Source organism: Enterococcus sp. FZMF, from assembly GCF_030263915.1.
Classification (GTDB): domain Bacteria; phylum Bacillota; class Bacilli; order Lactobacillales; family Enterococcaceae; genus Enterococcus_D; species Enterococcus_D casseliflavus.
Genome location: NZ_CP127160.1, coordinates 19,923 through 40,538, shown reverse-complemented (window position 1 = coordinate 40,538; position 20,616 = coordinate 19,923). Strand labels below are relative to the sequence as shown.

Genomic DNA, 20,616 nt, shown 5'->3' with positions numbered 1-20,616 from the left:
TAACAAAATTATCAATTCGCTACTTCTTATGTGGAAATCCACATACGTTTATTCTAATGTTTGAACCCAAGAGTGTCAACTTTAAATAATAAAGTAAACTTTCGCAACCCTTCCTTTTTACGGATGTTTTTTCAACAATGGACGAATCTAGCAAAAAGCCACAAAAAAGCCAAACAACGAGGTTGTTTGGCTTTTTCAAGACTTAGTCGTCTAATGGTAATTCTTCTTGCGCTTCCTCAAGAGTTACGGTCTCTCCTGTTCCAATCCCGTAAGCATCGCGGACGCGAGCAGAAACTTCTAACATCATTTCTTGGTGTTCCCGCATGTAGTTTTTGGCGTTTTCACGACCTTGACCGATACGATCCCCTTTATAGGCATACCACGCACCGCTTTTATCGACGATGTCTTGTTCCACGGCCATATCCAGCAATTCGCCTTCTTGGGAAATCCCTTGACCATACATCATGTCGACTTCTGCTACTTTAAATGGTGGCGCTACTTTGTTTTTGACTACTTTGATCTTCGTGCGGTTCCCGATGATATCTGTACCGGATTTCAATTGCTCAGCACGACGTACTTCCAAACGGATGGTTGAATAGAATTTCAACGCACGGCCACCAGGCGTCGTTTCTGGATTCCCGAACATGATCCCAACTTTTTCCCGAATTTGGTTGATAAAGATCGCGATCGTTTTCGTTTTGTTGATGGAACCAGAAAGTTTCCGTAATGCTTGTGACATCAAACGTGCTTGCAAACCAACGTGGGTATCACCCATTTCACCGTCGATCTCCGCCCGTGGGACTAAAGCTGCTACCGAGTCAATGACCACGATATCAACCGCACCACTTGAAACTAAGGCGTCAGCGATCTCTAATCCTTGTTCTCCTGTATCTGGTTGTGATAACAAAAGATCATCGATATTTACGCCTAATTTTTGCGCATATTGAGGATCTAACGCATGTTCGGCATCGATAAATGCTGCTGTTCCGCCATTTTTTTGGACTTCCGCAATGGCATGTAAAGCAACTGTCGTTTTACCAGAACTTTCTGGGCCGTAAACTTCTACGATCCGTCCTCGTGGGTAACCACCTACACCTAATGCAACATCCAAGGCCAATGAACCACTTGGGATCGTTGAAATTTGTTGATCAACTTTTTCGCCAAGCTTCATGATGGCACCTTTACCATAGTTCTTTTCAATCTTCTTTAGTGCAGCATCTAAGGCTGCTTTACGATCATCTGCCAAACGGATAATCCTCCTTATATTCATCACTTTCGTGTGTCGTTCATAAGATAATAATAGTCCTTCTGACGGGAAATTGCAAGAAAAAACGAACAAACATTCGCATTAATTTAATAATTCCTTACGTATTTGATTTAAGCCCGCCATGACGGCACTATGCCGAATATAGGCGCGGTCGCGGTTGAAGTGATACAGCTGGCTCGAGACGCCTTTGTCAGAAGCTAAGGCGATCCAAACGGTGCCTTTAGGCTGACCTTCTAACTCGTCTGGACCAGCAACACCAGTAAACGCCACCGCATAATCAGTCTCGGCTTGTTTGCGGGCATAGACGGCCATTGCTTCTGCACATTCCTGACTAACAGTTCCATAGCTTTCCAAAAGCCCTGGATCGATGCCTAAGAGCTTGCTTTTTGTTGCAGCAGAATATGTCACGAACCCACCGGGAAACACCTCAGAGACGCCAGGAATCCCTCCTAGGGTCGCTTGGAACAAACCAGCGGTCAAACTTTCCGCTGCGGTGACGGTTTTCTTTTTCTCGATCAGTAGCTCGACGACTGTTTCTGCCAGCGAATTTTGTTCCCCATACCCATAGAAATACGCACCGACCCGTGCTTGGACGGTTTCTTCTAACGCATCCAATTGTTTGATCCCTTGCGCCTCGTCTGCAGTTTTGACCGTCAGACGCAGCGTGACCTCATTGGGTTTGGCATAAGGAGCGATGGTGGGATTGACTTGATTCTCGATCAAATCGGCCAATTCTGTGACCAATGCCGATTCCCCGATCCCGTAATAGCGCAAAACGCGAGACAGCAAGACCTCTTCTTGGGGAAACTGCTCTAACAGAAGTTGTTTTGCGTGGGTAAGAAACATCGCCTGTAGTTCACTTGGTGGTCCTGGCAGCAGCAAATAACTGGTAGCGGCTGTCTGATAAAAGATCCCGATCGCTAGTCCATTGGGATTTGTCAAAGACACACCGTCTTTAAAAACGAGGGTCTGCCGCAAATTGTTTTCCGTCATCCTCCGCTGACTGTTTTCAAAGAAGGCTTTCAATTGGTGATACCCTGGTTCATCTCTGACTAACGCTTGTCCCACATGACGGGCAGTGACTTGTTTCGTCAAGTCATCGTCGGTGGGCCCTAAGCCGCCGCACAATACGATCAAGTCGCTGCGTTTGTCGGCGATCGTCAGCAATTCTTCTAAGCGATTGGGGTTGTCCCCGACAACACTATGATAAAAAACATCGATCCCAAGACTTGCCAGTTCTTCTGACAAGAAGGTTGCGTTCGTATTCACCACCTGTCCTAAAAGTAATTCGGTCCCGACTGCAATAATTTCTGCTTTCATTCGTTTACTCCTTCATTTATCAGATACGTAAAAGTCTTTCATATTGACAAAAAAAGTCCAGAAAACTTCTGAACTTTCGTGACTTGTATCCTTGTTTTTATCGCTTCTTTATCTAGATCTAGAAATTTTACATAGAATCTTTAAAAACATTCGTATTTTTTATGAAATAATCGACCCCGGAATAGATCGTGAAGATCAAACATAGATACAACATGATTTGATCGATAGGCAAACCGATCATTGAAAAGGGAATGTTGTTCAAGAACAAGAAAATGATCGCAACCATTTGTGTCGCGGTTTTGATTTTCCCTGGCCACGCAGCAGCCATGACTTCCCCGCTTTGTTCCACTAACAACAAGCGTAAACCCGTCACTGCCAACTCGCGGCAAACGATGATCGAAACTACCCAGCCTGGGGCTTTGTCTAATTCAACCAGCATGATAAAAGCCGTCATGACGAGCATTTTATCTGCTAACGGGTCAGCAAACTTCCCGAAGTTGGTAACAAGGCCTCTGGAACGAGCAATCTTGCCATCTAGCCAGTCTGTAATGCTGGCTGCCGCAAAAAGGATCGCTGCAATAAGGTGCGTGTTTTCTAATTGTGTCGTACCAACGGTCAGCGTGCCAAGATCGATTGGCAAAACCAAGACCAAAATAAAGATGGGGATCATAATGATCCGTAATACAGTTAATTGATTGGGTAAATTCACGAAATAGACTCCTCTCTGCCGACTATTGTACGAAATAACGGCAAATCATGCCACTACTTGTGCTTTTCAATGGTCGGATGCAACAGATAACTTTTTAGCTAATGATACCTCAATAAGGCGCATTTGTCAGATTTATGCCGCATCGTCTTGGTATTCAATCACGAGGCGGACTGTCTTTTGTAACAATTCAAATTGCGGGTCAGAAAAGTCCACTTCCTGACCATTGGCAGTGATGGAGATGTTTTGGCTTGCGCCCAGGGTCAAAGTCGCATTCGTGGCGCCTTCTGGCAGCGTCATCGATTGCGTTTCTCCCGCTTGAACAGTGTATTGGTACACATAAGCGTTGTCGACTTGTACACCGACCCAACAAGAAGCATCTAGCCCAGTAAATGCTAATTCAATAGGATTTTCCGCATCTTTCATCGTGATCGTGATCGACGATTGCGTCGAATCACTGGCAGTCATCGTCATTTTCGCTTCGCTGGATTCCGTCGTACTTGAAGACTCAGTCGCTTCACTCGAAGTACTGGTTTCTTCCGTACTTGACGTGGTGGAAGCGGTAGACGCTGAATTTTCTACCACAAGAGAAGAGCTTCCTTGGATCATCGGCGTTGTATTCCGGTCTTGCCAAGCCATGTAGCCCACGATACTCACGATCGTAATGGCCACCAAGCCTAATAGAATCATCGGCAAATAGCGGACGACAAATGAGCCGCTTTTTTCTTCTACGTGCTGTGCTTTTCGTGAGCCGCTGACGGTTTCAGGCTGCGGTCTTTTTGGTAAGGGGGCGTCTAACGTATCTTTGCCATCAAAAACGGCTACCAATTTGTCGCCGTCTTCTCCAACCGCTGCTGCATATTGGCGAATAAACGCACGGACATAAAAAGTGCCTGGCAATTGATCAAAACGCTCTGCTTCAATTGCTTCTAAATAGCGTTTTTGGATCTTTGTCATTTGTTGTAATTCAATCAATGAAATGTTTTTATCTAAACGGGCTTGCCGTAATTTTGCTCCAATCGTTGTTTCGTTGGCCACTCGATCATCTACTCCAGTCTTTTATTCATCTTTAAAAAAAGCCCTAAAATCGCTTCGCTGCTTGTCGTAAGGTCAGCAAAGCTGCTCTATCATTTTAAAACAGGGGTTCCCTGTATACGTCAATAAAAAAAACTCCGTCACGCAGATTGCCATCTGGGCGCGCCGTCTACTAAATATAACATTTTTTCCGTGAATTTTTGTAAAAAAACAAAAAAAGATTTTGCTTCAATAATTAAAGAATACCATAAAAGAAAAAGTCTGAGGATAGCCTAACCACAACTCGCAAACAAATTTTAATACTTTTCGCCAAATTGGCATCAAATTGCAAGAAAAAACCACCTTTTGACGCAAAAAGAAAACACTGAATGACTCAGGAGTTGGCCAGCCCTTGTTCTGTTGGGCGTTCCTCCTTGAATCAGTCAGTGTCGCTTAGATGACAGCTGTTTGACAAAACCAGCCTTCGCTTAGGCTTTTTCCGTTGGATACATGTAAAAACGACTAAACGCTTTGGGATCGATAAAGGAACGAGCCGCTTGCTGGACATCTTCCAAAGTGATGGATTGGATCACTTCTGGCAGATCAAAGAGCGTCGTTTCACCGAATAAACTTTGGGTAAACTGGTTTGCGATAAACTCCAGTGAGTTCAGTGATTGGAAATATTTCCCTAGCATTTTCTTCTTCAATAACGTCAAGTTTTCTTCATTGATCTCTGGATCTTGCGGGAAATTCATTACGATCGCTTCGATCTCTGCCAACATTTTTTCTGGCTCTTCAGAATCCCCCGAGAAGTCGGCAAAGTAAAAGCCGCGATCCAAGTTCACTTCAAACCCAAATGTGTCGTCGATGATGCCTTGATCATACAAACGCAAATAATTGGCGGAAGTATTGCCTAACACCAATTGGCAGAAAAGATTCAACGCATTTTTGAAGCGCAAGAGCTCTCTTCCTGATTTCGGCAGTTTGTTCAAGTCTCCTTTGATCCCTAATACGCCTTTGGCACGTGTTACTGGCATGGTAAGACTTGATTCTGCTTGAATATCGGCAAAGGTTTCTTCAGGAAACTGGCGAATGATCGCCTGCGTTTCTGGAAAGGTCTTGGCCGCTTGATTGGTCCGAATCCACGCCATCGTTTCTTCAGGATCGATATTGCCTACCACAAAAAGCGTCATATTGCTTGGGTGATAGAAGGTATTGTAGCAAAGATACAAGTCTTCTGCGGTGATCTGCGCAATGCTTTCCACCGTACCAGCGATATCGATATGCAAGGGGTGTTTCGGATACAGATTTTTGATGATGCCGAAAAACTGCTGCCAGTTCGGATCGTCATCATACATTTGGATTTCTTGACCAATGATCCCTTTTTCTTTTTCGACGGTTTCTTCTGTGAAATACGGGGCTTGAACGAAATCGATCAACGTTTCAAGGTTCAGCTTGATTTGATCGGTTGCCGAAAAAAGGTAGCTGGTTTTCGTGAAACTGGTAAAGGCATTGGCAGAAGCCCCCTGCTGACCAAAGGTTTGAAAGACATCGCCGTCTTCTTTTTCAAACAGTTTGTGCTCTAGAAAATGGGCAATGCCATCAGGGACTTGATGCAATGCTTCGGGTGAAAACCCGAAATGATTGTCGACAGAGCCATAGTTCGTACTGAAAAGTCCGTAAGTTTTATGGAAATCGGCTTTTGGCAGCAAATAAACTTTCAAGCCGTTTGGCAATACTTCTTCATAAAGGGTCTCATTGATTTGCTGATAGACTTTTTTATTCATGGGTCGTCTCCTTATCCAGGAAGAATACAGCTTGCAAGGACACGTTTTGAGCCAATGCTTGGACATCTGCCACGGTCACTTGTGCCAATTTCTGCATAAATTCATCTTCCGTCATTTTCGTATTCGGTACCCACTGATTCAGATAGGCTGTTTCGATCAGTGCTTGTGGGTTATCCAATGAAAGCAAGTACTGGTTTTTCAACATCGCTTTTGTTTGTGCCAGTTCTTCCGCGGTGACTTCGCCACGCTGCAAGCTTTGCAGCTGCTGTTCGATCAATTTGAAGACCTTGTCGCGGTTTTTGCCATCGATCCCCGTTTGGACCGACAAATACCCACGAAACGTATCGATACTGCTGGAAGCATAATACGCCAAACTTTCTTTCTCTCGGACATTCATAAACAGTTTTGAATGAGGGAATCCGCCAAACAACCCGTTGAAGACCATAAAGGCGATCCGCTCGGCTTGGTCATAATACACGCCAGTATGATAGCCTAAGTTCAATTTGGCTTGGATGATTGGTTCTCGCAAGATTTTCTCGCGAATGATGTTTTCCGCCGCTTGCTGATAAAAGACCGGCATTGCTTGGTCTGGCCGATCGGTAAAGGCCATGTTTTGGAAGAGCGCCGCAACTTCTGCTTCAACCACATCGCCGATCACGAAAATATCGATTTGATCATTGTCCATCATTGAGCGATAGGTTTGGTAAAGCTCTTTTGCGGTCACAGCTTCTAAGTCTTGGGGACGGCCAAAGCTCGGATACTTCTGATTCTGATCGTTTTCGAAATACAACTCTTGCAGCCCTAAAGAAGCCAATGCTTGCTTATCTTCTGCCACGCTGTTCATATAGGCGATCAAGTTGTGCTTTTCGATGGTGAAGTTCTTTTCTTCAAACTGTTCCTCGTGGGCATTCGGATGGAACAAAACTTCTGCTAAAAAAGCGGCTGCTTGCGGCAATACTGCTTCATCTGACACGTACTTCCCGTTGACAAAGGACATCGCTGCATTGATTTGATGCAGATTGCCCCGTTTGTTGACATTCATACCAAAGCTGGCACCGTAAAGCTCTGCCAGCTGACTGCTAAATGCGGTCTGTGTCGGATAAGCCAAACTAGTCGTTTCTAATAAACTGGTCAATAAGGTCCGTTTGGCGGTCATTTCAGCCTGCAATGGTGCAGTAAACCGAACGAAAAAACGGATCGTTTTATACTTTTTGGTCGGTAGCACCGTTAACCGAACACCTTTTTTTAATTCAATAGACATGTGACACCCCTTCTAGAAGCAAAATTATCTCTTCAATTATAGCATAGCTGACAAACTTTCTCCTCGGCTCGCTGATCAAACCTGCTGCAGCGAGCGTTTTTTTTTATAAATCCCGCGTTTTTCGCTATACTGTCAGTAAGATTTAGAAGGGAGGATACAGGATGATTAAAGAATTTAAAGAATTTATTTTACGAGGAAACGTCATTGACTTGGCGATCGGGGTCGTGATCGGGAGTGCCTTCACCGCAATCGTCACTAGTTTAGTTGAAGGATTGCTGACACCATTGGTTTCATGGATCTTATCACTCTTTGGTAACGCAGATGCCTTTTCTGGCTTGGTCTTTGAACCAGCCAAAAATGTGGTCTTTGATTTCGGCCGCGTAATTACTGCCATTATTACGTTCTTGATTACCGCATTTGTCTTGTTCTTGATTGTCAAAGCAGTCAACAAACTACGCAATCTGAAACAACAACCTGAGGAAGAAGAAGTACCAGAAGTCACTGCAGAGGATTATTTAGAAGAGATTCGTGACCTTCTAAAAGCGCAAACGCCTCCTGCCAACACTGTTGATCCACGTCCAACATCATTGGACGATACGATCCGATAAAAAAACGGCTCTTAGTCAATAAGGGCGAAAGAAGCGATTCGGATTCATCCGATCCATCAATCATAGCGCTAAAAGAAGCAAGCACGCGAACCTCGCTAGAGAGTCGCTGTGCTTGCTTCTTTTTTCATCCCGACATGCAGGATCCCGTCTTCATAAAAAGGCGGTGTAATGGTTTTAAAGCCATACTGGCCGTAGAATTTTTCTAAGTGGGCTTGTGCTTCGATCTCAATAGGCAAAGCTGGATAACACTGCTCAATGCGATGCAAAACTTCTTTGATCAGACGATGGCCTTCTTTTTGCCCCCGGTATGCTGGTGCCACAATGACCCGACCAAAATGCACCGTTTGTTCCTGCTGGAAAATACGGGCGTACGAAACGATCTGCCCTTCCTCATCAAGGGCCCATAGATGTTTGGCTTGTGCATCGATCGCATCGATCTCTTGATACGCACACGCTTGTTCCACCACAAAAACCGCTGTACGCAAACGGGCAAGCTGATAAAACTCCACCCCAGTCATTTCCCCTAACTCTTTTAGAAAAAACGCCATCCCATCACTCCTTATCTTATTGAACCAAAAAAGAGTCAACAAAGTGTCAACTCTTCTTGTTTCAAACAGCTTCTGATAAAAATTCAATCTCAACAGTTCTAGTTAAAATATCTGAATAACTATAAGAAACCCGCTCGAATGAATTCTCATTTGGATCCAAATCTACAACAAAAACTGAAGGATAAGTTTCTGTCAAAACGCCGCGACGTTCAGTTTGACGCTTACGTCCAGTCTGAGCAACTAGCATAATCTCACTACCGATACGGCCTTCTAAATCTTTCTTGATCGTAGCTAAAGTTGTTGGCATCGCATTCACCTCGAGCATCATCATACCACGAAAAGCAGAAAATTTCAAGTTTACCATAAAATAATTCTACTTTCAATAAGATTTTTGTTAAACACCCTTGATAAGCGCTATCAACTTTGTCCGACCGCGACTGAAAGCGCTCTTTATTTTTTCATAAGGCAGCTTTTCTTGAACGGCAATCTGATCAAGTTCTAATCCTTTTAAATAATTCATTATAACCATTCGTTCTAAAGACGATAAACTTTTCGGATACTCTGCCAACGATTCATTAACGAACAAGTAGGTCTCTGCAGTTTCCGCACAGCGATTATGATCGGTCAAAAACCGATTGCCTTCTTGTAAAAGCTTTTCTTCCAGCGAGCAGGCATCGACTTGAGCTTTGCGTTTTTGGGCATGCTGCGCCCGCAACAGGCTGCAGATACGGTTCTCAAAGGAACGCTTAAACAAGATACCGATCGTCGTTCCTTTGTCCTTATCGTAAGTCTTTAGACACTTATTAAAAACGATCCTACCTTCTTGCAGCCAATCATCTAAGTCATAATCCCGCAGATAATATTTTTTATGCAAAATCTCAACGATCGGTCGATATTTTCTGAACAACTCTTCAAATCTATCTGAACGGTGCGATACTTGTCTTTCCTTTGTGCGCATCGAGATCACTCCTTTTGTTTTTGCTTCATTTGCTACAAAAGGAGCGTATCATAAATGGCTCGGACATCTTCTAATTTACCAGACCAACTTTGTCCCTAACTAAGGTCTTGCAATTTCTTTTCAAGTTCGGCTAATTGTTCAGGTGACCAAGGGGAATTGCGTCGGAAATTTTCAAACCGCAAGTCGGTTTGATGCTCGTGGATGTCTTTTTCCGTTTTTTCCACGCTTTTGTACAATTCCCGTGCCGAAGTTCGCAAAGCACCTTGAGAGAAGATCACCCACTGTTCGGCTAAATCGCTGGTAGCGACGGTGACTTGGGTCAATCGATTGTTTAATTCACCAGCGATTCGTTCGATGTAGCTGTCGGCGGTCTCTCCTTCTTCGGTAAAAATAACTTCCAGCTGATATTTGGTATAACTTTGTGTCACACCAGGCACCAGTTGAGCATCAAAAACAACGATGATTTTCAACCCTTCATATTTTGCATAATTCGACAGCCGATTCAGTAAGGCTTCTCGGGCATCTTCTAAACGGTCCTGATTTTTCAAAAGAACCAGCTCCGGCCAAGCGCCAATCATATTGTAGCCATCAACGATCAGCAAAGGGGTTTTCATTGGGACGCCCCATTTCGGCTAGTAAAGGCCTGATACATCAACAAGCCTGCCGCCACACTGGCATTCAAGCTCTGCACGTGCCCAGTCATTGGGATCGTCAGCATTTGATCCACTTCTTTTTTCAAACCTTCCCCCATGCCGCGACCTTCGTTGCCGATGATCAAACCGACCGCCCCTTGGGCATTCCATGTGCGGTAATCACTGCCACTCATATCAGTACCGAAGATCCAAAAACCAGCTTTTTTCAGTTGCTGGACTGCTTGGGTCAAGTTGGTCACACGGGCCACAGGGATATGTTCCACTGCACCGGTCGACGTTTTCACCACGATCGGCGTGATCCCCACCGCACGGTGTTTTGGAATGATGATCCCGTCTACACCGCTGGCATCAGCGGTTCGCATGATGGAGCCGAAATTATGGGGATCTTCTAGATTATCTAAAATCAGATACAGCGGCTGTTCTTTCGTTTGGGCCAACAATTCATCCAAGGTCAAATACTGATAAGGGGTGATCGCCAAGATCATGCCTTGATGGACCCCTTGGTCACTCATCGTATCCAGCTTTTGTTTTGGCACCCATTTGACTGGAACTGCTTGTTCCCGCGCCATTTCTTTCAAACGATCGATTTTTTCTCCCCGTGCTTCTTCGGAAAGAAACAGCTTGTTGCCTCGCCCTTCTTTCAAGGCTTCAGCAACCGCATGATAGCCGAAGACAAAATTATCTTCGATGGCTTCTCCAGCGGCTTCTTTGCGGCGATCCGGTCTATTTTCTTGTCTGGCTTCTGATCGGCCAGCTGTTTTTTTATTTGGAAGCTTTCTTTGCGGTTTTTCTCGCATCTTCTTCTCCTACTTTCTTTATACACCAGTCTATTAGCTCGTCTAAGCGTTCTTTTTGCTGCGTGAGGTGCAAATACCCGATCAGCGATTCAAAGCCAGTAGCGATACGATACGTCGTGACATCGGCATTTTTGGCACCCGTATGGCTTTTACTATTACGGCCGCGGCGGTAAAAATCATGTTCTTCTTCGGTCAGGATCTCTTCATCCAACATCTTTTGGATCAATGCCGCTTGGGCTTTGGCCGACACATAGTGGGTCGCCATATGGTGCAGTTGGTTCGGGCGGGTTTGGCCTTGGGCGACTAAATAATCGCGAATATAGACTTCATAGACCGCATCCCCCACATAGGCCAATGCCAAACCATTCAATTGTTTATAATCTCTCATGCTTCTCGTCTCCATCGGGTTCCTTGCGGGGTATCTTCTAAGATGATCCCTTGTTCTTTCAACTCATCACGGATTTGGTCGCTGCGGGCAAAATCTTTGGCTTTGCGGGCGGCGATCCGTTCATTGATCAGCTGTTCGATTTCTTCATCCAGCAATTCTTCGGATACAAAATAAATCCCAAAAATCGTCAGCCATTCGCTGAATTTGGCTAATCCAGCGGCTAATAAAGCCAAATCTGTTTCTGGGTCTTCGCTAGCTAAGTTCAGCCACTTCGCCAATTCATAGACCACAGTGATCCCGTTAGCCGCGTTGAAATCGTCGTCCATTTCTTTGACGAAACGTTCTTCAAATTTTTCCAGAACCGCTGCATGGACTTCCTCATCGCTGGCTTGATAATGACTGCTATTCAAGCGGAATTTGGCATTTTCATAGGTCGTCCGCAATTTTTGCAGGTTGGTTTGTGCTTCATGCAAGGTAGTCTCACTGTATTTGATTGGTCGGCGATATTGGGTCGTTGCCAAAAAGAAACGCAGCACCTGCGGATCAACTTTTTTGACCATCTCATGCACCGTGACGAAGTTGCCCAGTGACTTACTCATTTTTTCTTCGTCTTCACCGATCGTCACATAGCCGTTATGCATCCAATAGTTGGCAAAGGTCTTGCCAGTTTTCGCCTCGCTTTGGGCGATTTCATTTTCATGATGCGGGAAGGTCAAGTCTTGTCCGCCTCCATGAATATCGATGGTCTCGCCTAGGTGTTTGGTCGCCATCACCGAGCATTCGATATGCCAGCCAGGACGACCGGCTCCCCAAGGAGATTCCCAAGCGATCTCATCGCCTTTTGCCGCTTTCCACAAAGCAAAATCCAACGGATCTTCCTTGATTTTTTGTTCTTCACCGGTCCGCTGACTTGCGCCGACTTCCAGCTCATCGATGGATTGGTCGCTTAATTGCCCATAGTGAGCAAATTTGCGGGTACGGTAATAAACATCGCCATTGACTGGATAGGCATAGCCTTTTTCTACAAGAGCAGCAATAAAGGCAATGATGTCTTCGATATGATCCATCACACGAGGATTCATCGTAGCAGGTTTGACGTTCAGCGCTGCGGTATCTTCATTGAAGGCGTTGATAAAACGCTCTGCCACTTCTGGGGCCGTCGTGCCTAATTCTTTTGCCGCACGAATGATTTTATCATCGACATCGGTAAAATTCATCAAATAGTCCACTGTATAGCCGCGGTATTCAAAATAACGGCGTACGGTATCAAACGACACAGTACTGCGGCCATTCCCGATATGGATGTAGTTATAGACGGTGGGTCCGCAAACATACATTTTTACTTTTTTTTCTTCTAATGGCTGAAACACTTCTTTTTCTCGTGTCAGCGTATTATAGATTTTAATCATCGTGGGTAACCTTCTTTCCTTTGATTCGAACGATCTTTGCTGGGATTCCGACAGCAGTTGCTTCTGCGGGGATATCCTTCAAAACCACTGCATTGGCGCCGATCTTTGCACGCTCACCGATCGTGACAGGGCCTAAGATCTGCGCATGGGCTGAGAGAAATGCACCAGTTTTGACTGTGGGATGACGCTTGCCCCGCTCTTTACCGGTTCCCCCTAAGGTGACCCCGTGAAACAAGACGACATCATCTTCAATGATCGCCGTTTCCCCGATCACGACGCCCATCCCATGATCGATAAAGACCCCTTGGCCGATCTGCGCACCAGGATGAATCTCGATCCCAGTCAAGAAACGCCAAAACTGGGCCGTCAGTTTTGCCAAAAAATACCAGCGATGCTGAAACAAAAAATGCGACCAACGATGCCAAAACAAGGCATGAAATCCTGGGTATGTGATGATGATCTCCAACGTTGATCGTACCGATGGATCATGTTTTTTTGTTGCCGCAATTGCTTTTTTGAACCAAGTCATCTTCTCACCTACTTTATCCAAACTTCTTGATACGAAAAAAGCGTCTTTCAAATAAGTTTCCTTATTCAAAAGACGCTTTTTTGCGTGGTCCCACTTTTGTTCGCAGTTCGGCACTGCCTTCAAGCGGGTAACGTCCGCTGCTTCGTCTTTGACTTGCGCCAAAGCCACTCCTAGGTGCATTTCCTAGCCTTTTTTGACCACTCTCACCTTCCGTGGTCTCTCTGAAAAAAATCGGCTAGTACTTCGTCTATTCGCTGTGTTTATAACACGTTATTCAAATGATCAAGGGCTTTTTCTTTCCCTAATAATTCAACGGTATCTGGTAGTTCTGGTCCGTGGGTTTGGCCTGAGACCGCCACGCGGATCGGCATGAATAAATTCTTGCCTTTGATGCCTGTTTCTTTTTGGATCTCTTTGATGGCTACTTTGACTGCCGCAGCCTCAACGACTGGCATCGCCTGTAATTTTTCTTTAAAGGCTGTCAAAACCGTCGGAACAGTTTCTCCTGCTAAGACTTCTTTGGCTGCATCATCTAATTCAGGGTGTTCTTCGAAGAACAATTCCGAAAGGTCGACGATTTGTGCCGCAAAACTCATTTGCGGTTGATACAAGGAAACGATTTTTTTCAACCAGGCAGCTTTTTCTTCGGTCAATGTTTCTTCGATGCGACCGGCTTTTACCAAGTAAGGGACGCACATTGCCGTCAATTCATCCAGATCCATTTGTTTCATGTATTGGTTATTGACCCATTCCAACTTCTTGGCATCGAAGGCAGCTGGTGATTTGCTCAACCGTTCAGGATCAAAGATTTTGATCAATTCTTCTTGAGAGAAGATTTCTTCTTCCCCTACTGGTGACCAGCCTAAAAGTGCAATGAAGTTGAACATAGCGTCTGGTAGATAACCCAACTCACGGTATTGCTCGATGAATTGGAGAATCGATTCGTCCCGTTTGCTTAATTTTTTCCCGGTTTCGCTATTGATGATCAACGTCATATGCCCGAATTCTGGTGCTTGCCAGCCAAATGCTTCATAGATCATCAACTGTTTTGGTGTGTTGGCGATGTGGTCATCTCCACGCAGCACATGGGTGATTTTCATATGATGGTCATCGACTGCTACTGCAAAGTTGTAAGTCGGCATACCGTCACGTTTTTGGATGACAAAATCGCCACCGACATTATCTGATTCAAAAACGATCTCGCCTTTGACCATGTCGTGGAATTTGTATTCAGTATTGCGAGAGACACGGAAACGAATCACTGGTTTCAAGCCTTGTGCTTCTTTTTCGGCTTGCTCTTCTGGTGTTAAGTTGGCACATTTCCCTGCATAATGGGGCATTTCGCCACGAGCTCTTTGGCCTTCACGTTCGGCTTCCAGTTCTTCTTCCGTACAATAACACTTATACGCACGATTGCTTGCAAGCAATTGATCGATCAGTGGTTGATAGATATCGCCGCGTTCTGATTGACGATACGGACCGTATTCTCCTGGATTTTCAGGTGATTCGTCCCAATCCATTCCTAACCATTGCAAGTTTTCAAGCTGGCTTTTTTCACCATCTTCAATGTTTCTTTTTTGATCGGTGTCTTCGATTCGGATAATAAATTCACCGTCATTGTGACGAGCAAACAAATAATTGAATAAAGCCGTCCGAGCATTCCCGATGTGTAAATGTCCTGTTGGACTTGGCGCGTAACGTACACGTACTTTTGTCATTGTTTTCCTCTTCCTTCATCTGATTTCCAAGCCAGCCAAGCTGCTTGGGGCTTATTGTTCAGTTTAGTGGGAAAGACCCGCGTAAAAAACAGAACCCTCAAGTTGAATTGTACAATCAATAACCCAATTAGTAAAGGCAGCTGGCATATTTTACGCCAGCTGCCTAGGATTATTTCTCTGATTTCGATCCTTCTTTGTTGTCGATGCCGCGACCAGAATGGGCTGGTTTGGCAAAAATCATCCGCCCAGCTGCCGTTTGCAAGGCGCTGGTGACGATCACTTCGATGTGTTCATTCATGTAATGCTGGCCATCTTCCACCACGACCATCGTCCCGTCATCTAGATAAGCGACCCCTTGCTGGCGCTCCGTGCCAGCTTTCACCACTAAGACGTGCATGCTTTCTCCTGGAATCACCACTGGTTTGACCGCATTGGCTAACGCATTGATATTCAAGACAGGCACATTTTGAAATTCAGAAACTTTGTTTAGATTGTAATCATTGGTCACGACGACACCATCCAGCATCTTCGCTAACTTGATCAGCTTGCTATCAACTTCGGAAATGTCTTCAAAATCGCCTTCATACATCTCAACTGCGATGCCTTCTTCTTTTTGCAAAGCATTCAAAATATCCAAGCCGCGGCGGCCCCGAACCCGTTTCAAACTATCGCCAGAATCTGCGATGTATTGCAATTCATACAAGACAAAATTCGGAATCAGCAAGACGCCTTCTAAAAAGCCTGTTTTAGCAATGTCATAGATCCGACCATCAATGATCACGCTGGTATCCAAAATTTTGTATTTGTGGAAGTGGTCCGCGATCTTTCTTTCCAGCATCTGCTGTTCATCTTGCTCTTGGGGCTCTGCCTTTTTGTTTTTCGGGGCAAAGACTTTTTTCCATTCATCGATCCGTGTCGTCCCGATCTGAAAACCGAGATACCCTAACAGGACCATCACTAAGATTGGGGCGATCCCGTTGATAAAAGGAATATCCCAATTGTAAAAAGGAATCGACACGATCACACCGATCATCAGACCGATGATCGAACCAATTGCGCCAAACAAGAGATACGTTAAGCTCAATTCACTTAGTTTTTCTTCAATTTTGCGAATACCGGCTGCAATATATTTCGCTAATAGTAAAGATAATAAAAAGAAAATAAGGGCTCCAAGCAAACTATTAGTGATGTTATTATTCAGCCATTCATTTTGGGTTTGCCCAATGGCTTGCCATGCGATAGGCATCAGTGAGATCCCCAGACTTGCTCCGGCAAGTACCATTAGTGCGGTAATGACTCGTTTCTGCATACATGTTCCTCCATACTCCAGTAGGTTTCTTTTGTTCAAAAATCCGGCTCCTTCCGCCAGTCAACGGCTGTCGGTCGGTTGGTTCAAACGAATGAATCAGCAGCGTCAGGGCAAGAGGAGAGGCGATTGCCCCTTGCTCTTGCATTGACTCCACTTTAACGGAAGACTTTCCGCAAGGTTTCGGCTAAGGTAGACACGCCTTCGACTTCGATGCCTTTGGGCGGCTGCCAGCCAGTCAGATTATTTTTCGGCAAATAAACTTTCGTAAAACCTAGTTTTTGCACCTCTTTGACCCGTTGCTCGATCGCGTTGACTCGGCGAATCTCACCCGTCAAGCCAATTTCACCGATAAAACACTCCGTCGGGCTGGTGCCTTTTTCTTTGTAGCTAGATGCGATACTAACAGCGATCGCTAGATCGATCGCAGGTTCATTTAATTTGACCCCGCCGGCTGCTTTTAAGTAGGCATCTTGATTTTGCAGCAGCAAGCCTGCCCGTTTTTCTAAAACCGCCATGATCAGCGAGACGCGGTTGAAGTCTAGCCCCGTCGTCGTGCGTTTGGCATTGCCGAACATCGTTGGCGTGACCAGTGCTTGGATCTCCACCAAGATTGGCCGACTGCCTTCCATTGCTACTACGATCGCCGATCCGGTTGCGCCTTCTAAGCGTTCTTCCAAAAAGACTTGTGACGGATTGGCGACTTCTTTCAACCCGCCTTCTTCCATTTCAAAAATCCCGATCTCATTGGTGGACCCAAAGCGGTTTTTGACGGCCCGCAAAATTCGAAAACTGTGGTGCTTTTCGCCTTCGAAATACAAGACGGTATCCACCATATGCTCCAGCATCCGCGGTCCTGCGATCGAGCCTTCCTTCGTCACGTGGCCAACGATAAAGATGGCGATGCCATTGGTTTTGGCGATTTTCAGCAATTCTGCGGTCGTTTCTCGCACTTGGCTGACACTGCCTGCCACGCTGGTGATATCCGGTTGGGTCATGGTTTGGATCGAATCGATGATCACATAATCTGGGCGGATGTTTTCGATCGCTTTACTGATCTCTGACATGTCCGTTTCCACATAGAGATAAAATTCCGTGTCGATGGCGCCTAAGCGCTGCGCCCGCATTTTGATCTGCTCGGCACTTTCTTCTCCTGACACATACAAGACCGTCCCACCGATCGCTGCTAATTGCTGGGAAACTTGCAAGAGCAGCGTCGATTTTCCGATCCCTGGATCCCCACCGATCAAAATCAAGGAGCCTGGGACCACGCCGCCACCTAAGACGCGATTCAACTCAGCGAGTTTCGTTTGGACCCGCGGTTCTTTTTTCGGTACGACATCGGCGATTTTCGTCGGCTGCATCTTTTGCCCCGTCAATGTCGTACGTACTCGACGATCGGCGGTTTCTTGGATCACTTCTTCCACCATTGAATTCCAGCTGCCGCAATTGGGGCATTTCCCTAAATATTTAGGGGAACTATACCCACAATTTTGACAGACAAATTGACTTTTTGCTTTTTTTGCCATTGATCTCCTCCACTACTTCTATCAAACAGACCCCCAGGCAGGATTTACTGATTCGAGGAGCCAAAGCCGCCGGTTCGGCTGGCAGTGGTTGTATCTTGATCAGCTTTTAAGAACGGCAAGAAAATTCCTTGGCCGATCCGTTCGCCTTTTTTAATGACGACATCTGTGGGGCCGAAATTGGTAAACTGAAACATGATATGCCCTTCATTATCTGGATTGTCATAGTAATCGCTGTCGATGACGCCGACACCATTCGTCAAGACTAAGAAACGTTTCAAAGGATTGCTGGAACGATTTGTCAGCTGCAAATACTCGTCTTCCCCCATATAGGCTTTGATCCCCGTGGGAATCAAGGTTGGCTTCAACTGTTTTGCGGTCTCTTTCGCAAAAAGCGCTTTGACCCCGTCGATCACGCCCGCTTTCCAAATGCTTGGCACCACGATTTCTTCCGCTGCTTCAAAGTCGTAACCAGCCGCATGATGGGTGGCACGTTGAGGCAAGGTGATGCTTTTTTCTTTATATGCTGTAATAATTTCAAATCCTCGTAATTTCATGGGTTCCTCCAATAATAAAACATATAGCTATTTTAGCATAGGAAGAACTATTTTCTTCATGGAAAACACAATTATCGAAAAGTCTTTACAATTTCTTCGTTTAAAAATAGACCAAAAAGAAAAAAGGACATGACGAAACGCCCGTTTGCGAGTACAATAGAAAAAATATCAAAAAATAGGCGGTGGCATATGCGCGCAGATCTTTCAAACAAAAACCGAATCGTTGTAAAAATCGGCACCAGCTCGTTGATTTATCCCAATGGTGCCATCAATCTAGCTGGCATCGATGAATTAGCCTTTGTCTTAGCAGCTTTGCAAAACCAAGGCAAAGAAATCATCTTAGTTTCTTCTGGTGCGATCGGTGTTGGCATGAACAAGTTGAATTTGAAAGAACGACCCGTGGAGATCCCGCAGCAGCAAGCCGTGGCCGCCGTTGGCCAATCGGAACTGATGACGATCTACAACCAGCGTTTTCAAAGCTATAGCCAGCAGACTGCACAGATCCTGCTGACCAGAGACATCATCGAATTCCCCCAAAGCCGTCAAAACGTTAGCAACACCTTGGAGCAATTACTTACGATGGGGATCATCCCGATCATTAATGAAAACGACACGGTAGCAGTGGATGAATTGGATCATCTCACCAAATTCGGCGACAATGACCAGCTGTCAGCGATCGTCGCTCAGTTGACGAAAGCCGAGCTTTTGATCATGCTTTCTGATATCGACGGCTTTTATTCCGCCAATCCGCTGAATGATCCTGAGGCCGTTTTGTATTCCGAGATCAATGAAATCACCCCAGAACTTTTAGAACAAGCTACGGGAAAAGGCAGTCCTTATGGAACCGGCGGTATGACCAGTAAACTAAAAGCCGCCCAACGTATCTTAGACTTGAACAGTCACATGCTGCTGGCTAACGGCAAGCAGCCGAAAATTATTTTTGACTTGCTCGCAGGGGAACCTGTCGGCACCCACTTTTATCAACGAACGGAGGATGAGCAATGAGCAACTTGCAAACGATCGGTCAACAAGCTCAAGCAAGCGCCCAGACATTAAGCTTACTGAGTGCCAGCGAAAAAAACCACCTACTGGCAGCGATGGCCGATGCTTTAGAAAAAGCTGCCGAGAAGATTTTAGCTGCTAATCAACAAGATCTAGCCGCCGCAAAAGCCAAAGGAACCAGCCAGACGATGCTGGATCGACTGTTGCTGACAGAACAACGGATCACCGAGATGGCTAACGGCATCCGAGAAGTCGCCCAATTGCCCGACCCAATCGGTGCCGTGGATAAAATGTGGCGCAATGCTGACGATCTTTTGATTGGTCAACAACGAGTGCCTTTAGGGGTCATCGGCATCATCTACGAAGCCCGCCCTAATGTCACCACTGACGCAGCTAGTCTGTGTTTCAAATCAGGAAATGCCGTGATTTTGCGTGGTGGAAAGGAAGCCTTCCACTCCAATCAAGTCCTCGTGACTATTTTACAAGAGGCTTTAGCTGCCAATGGACACTCCCGCCATGCGATCCAGTTTATCGAAGATACGAGCCACGAAACAGCGGCTGAGCTGATGCGGCTGACAGATTACTTGGATGTTTTGATCCCTCGGGGAGGCGCCGGCTTGATTCGTCGTGTCAAAGAGACCGCCACGGTGCCAGTGATCGAAACCGGCACCGGCAACAATCATATCTACATCGACCAAGCAGCCCAGCTGCCGATGGCACTGGCGATCGTCACGAATGCAAAGACTCAACGCCCTTCTGTCTGCAATGCCATCGAAACGATCCTCGTCCATGAAGCAGTGGCAGCGGAGTTTTTGCCTATGGTAGAAAAGCAGTTTGCCGATCAAGTCGAATTGCGAGGGGATCAAAAAGCATTGGCGTTTTTGAACAATGCACAGCTTGCCACTGAAGAGGACTGGGCAACCGAGTTTTTAGACTATATCTTAGCGATCAAAGTGGTGGCTTCGCTAGAAGAAGCCATTGCTCACATCAATCGCTACAATACGAAGCACTCCGAAGCGATCATCACCGATGATTATTTCGCTTCCCAACGCTTCTTGAAAGAAGTTGATGCGGCGGCGGTTTACGTCAATGCCTCGACCCGTTTCACGGATGGCTTTATGTTTGGCTTTGGTGCCGAGATCGGCATCTCGACGCAAAAACTCCATGCCCGTGGGCCAATGGGGTTAGAAGCACTGACTTCTACCAAATACATTATTTATGGCGAAGGCCAGATCCGTAAGTAACGATACGAAAAAACAGCC

21 protein-coding genes and 1 other annotated feature are annotated in these 20,616 nt (G+C 45.7%); of the genes, 3 read left to right on the top strand and 18 right to left on the bottom strand.

Annotation, left to right across the window (positions count from 1 at the left end; genetic code table 11):
- Positions 1-202: 202 nt before the first annotated feature.
- The 6 genes from recA to yfmF all read right to left on the bottom strand — a co-directional run bounded on the left by recA (position 203) and on the right by yfmF (position 7,355).
- Positions 203-1,246, bottom strand: coding sequence for a recombinase RecA (gene recA, locus QN079_RS00195; RefSeq protein WP_005226448.1), 1,044 nt, complete (start codon positions 1,244-1,246; stop codon positions 203-205).
- 102 nt (positions 1,247-1,348) lie between these two features.
- The gene (locus QN079_RS00190) at positions 1,349-2,587 is read right to left on the bottom strand and encodes a competence/damage-inducible protein A (protein ID WP_289230179.1); all 1,239 of its coding nucleotides are present in this window, start codon (positions 2,585-2,587) and stop codon (positions 1,349-1,351) included.
- 127 nt (positions 2,588-2,714) lie between these two features.
- Entirely contained in the window at positions 2,715-3,296 is a 582-nt protein-coding gene (gene pgsA / locus QN079_RS00185) for a CDP-diacylglycerol--glycerol-3-phosphate 3-phosphatidyltransferase (protein ID WP_005226440.1), read from the bottom strand.
- A gap of 132 nt (positions 3,297-3,428) precedes the next feature.
- On the bottom strand, positions 3,429-4,331 hold the full coding sequence (locus tag QN079_RS00180) for a helix-turn-helix domain-containing protein (RefSeq protein ID WP_016608952.1): 903 nt from the start codon (positions 4,329-4,331) through the stop codon (positions 3,429-3,431).
- A 464-nt stretch (positions 4,332-4,795) separates the two neighbouring features.
- The gene (gene yfmH / locus QN079_RS00175; RefSeq protein WP_005226432.1) at positions 4,796-6,094 is read right to left on the bottom strand and encodes an EF-P 5-aminopentanol modification-associated protein YfmH; all 1,299 of its coding nucleotides are present in this window, start codon (positions 6,092-6,094) and stop codon (positions 4,796-4,798) included.
- Positions 6,087-7,355, bottom strand: coding sequence for an EF-P 5-aminopentanol modification-associated protein YfmF (yfmF, locus tag QN079_RS00170; RefSeq protein WP_086293487.1), 1,269 nt, complete (start codon positions 7,353-7,355; stop codon positions 6,087-6,089). Before yfmF ends, yfmH begins: the two co-directional genes overlap by 8 nt.
- A gap of 161 nt (positions 7,356-7,516) precedes the next feature.
- On the opposite strand from yfmF, the gene mscL reads away from it, so the two are divergent.
- On the top strand, positions 7,517-7,963 hold the full coding sequence (mscL, locus tag QN079_RS00165) for a large conductance mechanosensitive channel protein MscL (RefSeq protein ID WP_005226421.1): 447 nt from the start codon (positions 7,517-7,519) through the stop codon (positions 7,961-7,963).
- A 95-nt stretch (positions 7,964-8,058) separates the two neighbouring features.
- On the opposite strand, the gene QN079_RS00160 is transcribed toward mscL, so the two are convergent.
- The 12 genes from QN079_RS00160 to QN079_RS00105 all read right to left on the bottom strand — a co-directional run bounded on the left by QN079_RS00160 (position 8,059) and on the right by QN079_RS00105 (position 18,352).
- Positions 8,059-8,511 (bottom strand): GNAT family N-acetyltransferase, encoded by a 453-nt coding sequence (locus QN079_RS00160; RefSeq protein WP_010748489.1) that lies wholly within the window; start codon positions 8,509-8,511, stop codon positions 8,059-8,061.
- Positions 8,512-8,572: 61 nt separating this feature from the next.
- Positions 8,573-8,818, bottom strand: a complete 246-nt coding sequence (locus QN079_RS00155) for a Veg family protein (protein ID WP_005226417.1) — start codon at positions 8,816-8,818, stop codon at positions 8,573-8,575.
- A gap of 87 nt (positions 8,819-8,905) precedes the next feature.
- Complete coding sequence (locus QN079_RS00150; protein WP_115231489.1) at positions 8,906-9,469, bottom strand: sigma-70 family RNA polymerase sigma factor; 564 nt, start codon at positions 9,467-9,469, stop codon at positions 8,906-8,908.
- 95 nt (positions 9,470-9,564) lie between these two features.
- Positions 9,565-10,083, bottom strand: coding sequence for an NYN domain-containing protein (locus tag QN079_RS00145; protein ID WP_010748486.1), 519 nt, complete (start codon positions 10,081-10,083; stop codon positions 9,565-9,567).
- A complete protein-coding gene (rlmB, locus tag QN079_RS00140; protein ID WP_289230178.1) occupies positions 10,080-10,919 on the bottom strand; it encodes a 23S rRNA (guanosine(2251)-2'-O)-methyltransferase RlmB in 840 nt (279 codons plus the stop codon). The genes QN079_RS00145 and rlmB overlap by 4 nt, the downstream gene beginning before the upstream one ends.
- Positions 10,885-11,307: a Mini-ribonuclease 3 gene (locus QN079_RS00135; protein ID WP_015508687.1), complete on the bottom strand. Its 423-nt coding sequence runs from the start codon at positions 11,305-11,307 to the stop codon at positions 10,885-10,887. The genes rlmB and QN079_RS00135 overlap by 35 nt, the downstream gene beginning before the upstream one ends.
- A complete protein-coding gene (cysS, locus tag QN079_RS00130) occupies positions 11,304-12,716 on the bottom strand; it encodes a cysteine--tRNA ligase (RefSeq protein ID WP_128488539.1) in 1,413 nt (470 codons plus the stop codon). The genes QN079_RS00135 and cysS overlap by 4 nt, the downstream gene beginning before the upstream one ends.
- On the bottom strand, positions 12,709-13,245 hold the full coding sequence (gene epsC / locus QN079_RS00125; protein ID WP_026008130.1) for a serine O-acetyltransferase EpsC: 537 nt from the start codon (positions 13,243-13,245) through the stop codon (positions 12,709-12,711). Before epsC ends, cysS begins: the two co-directional genes overlap by 8 nt.
- Before the next feature lie 65 nt (positions 13,246-13,310).
- Positions 13,311-13,509: a binding site (T-box leader), on the bottom strand.
- Complete coding sequence (gene gltX, locus QN079_RS00120; protein WP_289230177.1) at positions 13,506-14,963, bottom strand: glutamate--tRNA ligase; 1,458 nt, start codon at positions 14,961-14,963, stop codon at positions 13,506-13,508. It overlaps the preceding feature by 4 nt.
- Positions 14,964-15,132: 169 nt before the next feature.
- On the bottom strand, positions 15,133-16,272 hold the full coding sequence (locus tag QN079_RS00115; protein ID WP_005226396.1) for a PIN/TRAM domain-containing protein: 1,140 nt from the start codon (positions 16,270-16,272) through the stop codon (positions 15,133-15,135).
- A gap of 155 nt (positions 16,273-16,427) precedes the next feature.
- Positions 16,428-17,798, bottom strand: a complete 1,371-nt coding sequence (radA, locus tag QN079_RS00110) for a DNA repair protein RadA (protein ID WP_289230176.1) — start codon at positions 17,796-17,798, stop codon at positions 16,428-16,430.
- A 44-nt stretch (positions 17,799-17,842) separates the two neighbouring features.
- A complete protein-coding gene (locus QN079_RS00105; RefSeq protein ID WP_010748479.1) occupies positions 17,843-18,352 on the bottom strand; it encodes a dCTP deaminase/dUTPase family protein in 510 nt (169 codons plus the stop codon).
- A gap of 189 nt (positions 18,353-18,541) precedes the next feature.
- Between QN079_RS00105 and proB the strand changes: the two genes are divergently transcribed.
- The gene (proB, locus tag QN079_RS00100; protein ID WP_005226390.1) at positions 18,542-19,357 is read left to right on the top strand and encodes a glutamate 5-kinase; all 816 of its coding nucleotides are present in this window, start codon (positions 18,542-18,544) and stop codon (positions 19,355-19,357) included.
- Complete coding sequence (locus tag QN079_RS00095) at positions 19,354-20,598, top strand: glutamate-5-semialdehyde dehydrogenase (protein ID WP_289230175.1); 1,245 nt, start codon at positions 19,354-19,356, stop codon at positions 20,596-20,598. The genes proB and QN079_RS00095 overlap by 4 nt, the downstream gene beginning before the upstream one ends.
- Positions 20,599-20,616 lie beyond the last annotated feature (18 nt).

Coding starts and splice junctions, on each gene's coding strand:
- QN079_RS00150 (WP_115231489.1), bottom strand. CDS start 9,469: ATGCGCACAAAGGAAAGACAAGTATCGCACCGTTCAGATAGATTTGAA.
- cysS (WP_128488539.1), bottom strand. CDS start 12,716: ATGATTAAAATCTATAATACGCTGACACGAGAAAAAGAAGTGTTTCAG.
- QN079_RS00095 (WP_289230175.1), top strand. CDS start 19,354: ATGAGCAACTTGCAAACGATCGGTCAACAAGCTCAAGCAAGCGCCCAG.
- yfmH (WP_005226432.1), bottom strand. CDS start 6,094: ATGAATAAAAAAGTCTATCAGCAAATCAATGAGACCCTTTATGAAGAA.
- mscL (WP_005226421.1), top strand. CDS start 7,517: ATGATTAAAGAATTTAAAGAATTTATTTTACGAGGAAACGTCATTGAC.
- QN079_RS00105 (WP_010748479.1), bottom strand. CDS start 18,352: ATGAAATTACGAGGATTTGAAATTATTACAGCATATAAAGAAAAAAGC.
- radA (WP_289230176.1), bottom strand. CDS start 17,798: ATGGCAAAAAAAGCAAAAAGTCAATTTGTCTGTCAAAATTGTGGGTAT.
- QN079_RS00160 (WP_010748489.1), bottom strand. CDS start 8,511: ATGGCGTTTTTTCTAAAAGAGTTAGGGGAAATGACTGGGGTGGAGTTT.
- QN079_RS00155 (WP_005226417.1), bottom strand. CDS start 8,818: ATGCCAACAACTTTAGCTACGATCAAGAAAGATTTAGAAGGCCGTATC.
- QN079_RS00190 (WP_289230179.1), bottom strand. CDS start 2,587: ATGAAAGCAGAAATTATTGCAGTCGGGACCGAATTACTTTTAGGACAG.
- rlmB (WP_289230178.1), bottom strand. CDS start 10,919: ATGCGAGAAAAACCGCAAAGAAAGCTTCCAAATAAAAAAACAGCTGGC.
- yfmF (WP_086293487.1), bottom strand. CDS start 7,355: ATGTCTATTGAATTAAAAAAAGGTGTTCGGTTAACGGTGCTACCGACC.
- epsC (WP_026008130.1), bottom strand. CDS start 13,245: ATGACTTGGTTCAAAAAAGCAATTGCGGCAACAAAAAAACATGATCCA.
- gltX (WP_289230177.1), bottom strand. CDS start 14,963: ATGACAAAAGTACGTGTACGTTACGCGCCAAGTCCAACAGGACATTTA.
- QN079_RS00145 (WP_010748486.1), bottom strand. CDS start 10,083: ATGAAAACCCCTTTGCTGATCGTTGATGGCTACAATATGATTGGCGCT.
- QN079_RS00115 (WP_005226396.1), bottom strand. CDS start 16,272: ATGCAGAAACGAGTCATTACCGCACTAATGGTACTTGCCGGAGCAAGT.
- proB (WP_005226390.1), top strand. CDS start 18,542: ATGCGCGCAGATCTTTCAAACAAAAACCGAATCGTTGTAAAAATCGGC.
- QN079_RS00135 (WP_015508687.1), bottom strand. CDS start 11,307: ATGAGAGATTATAAACAATTGAATGGTTTGGCATTGGCCTATGTGGGG.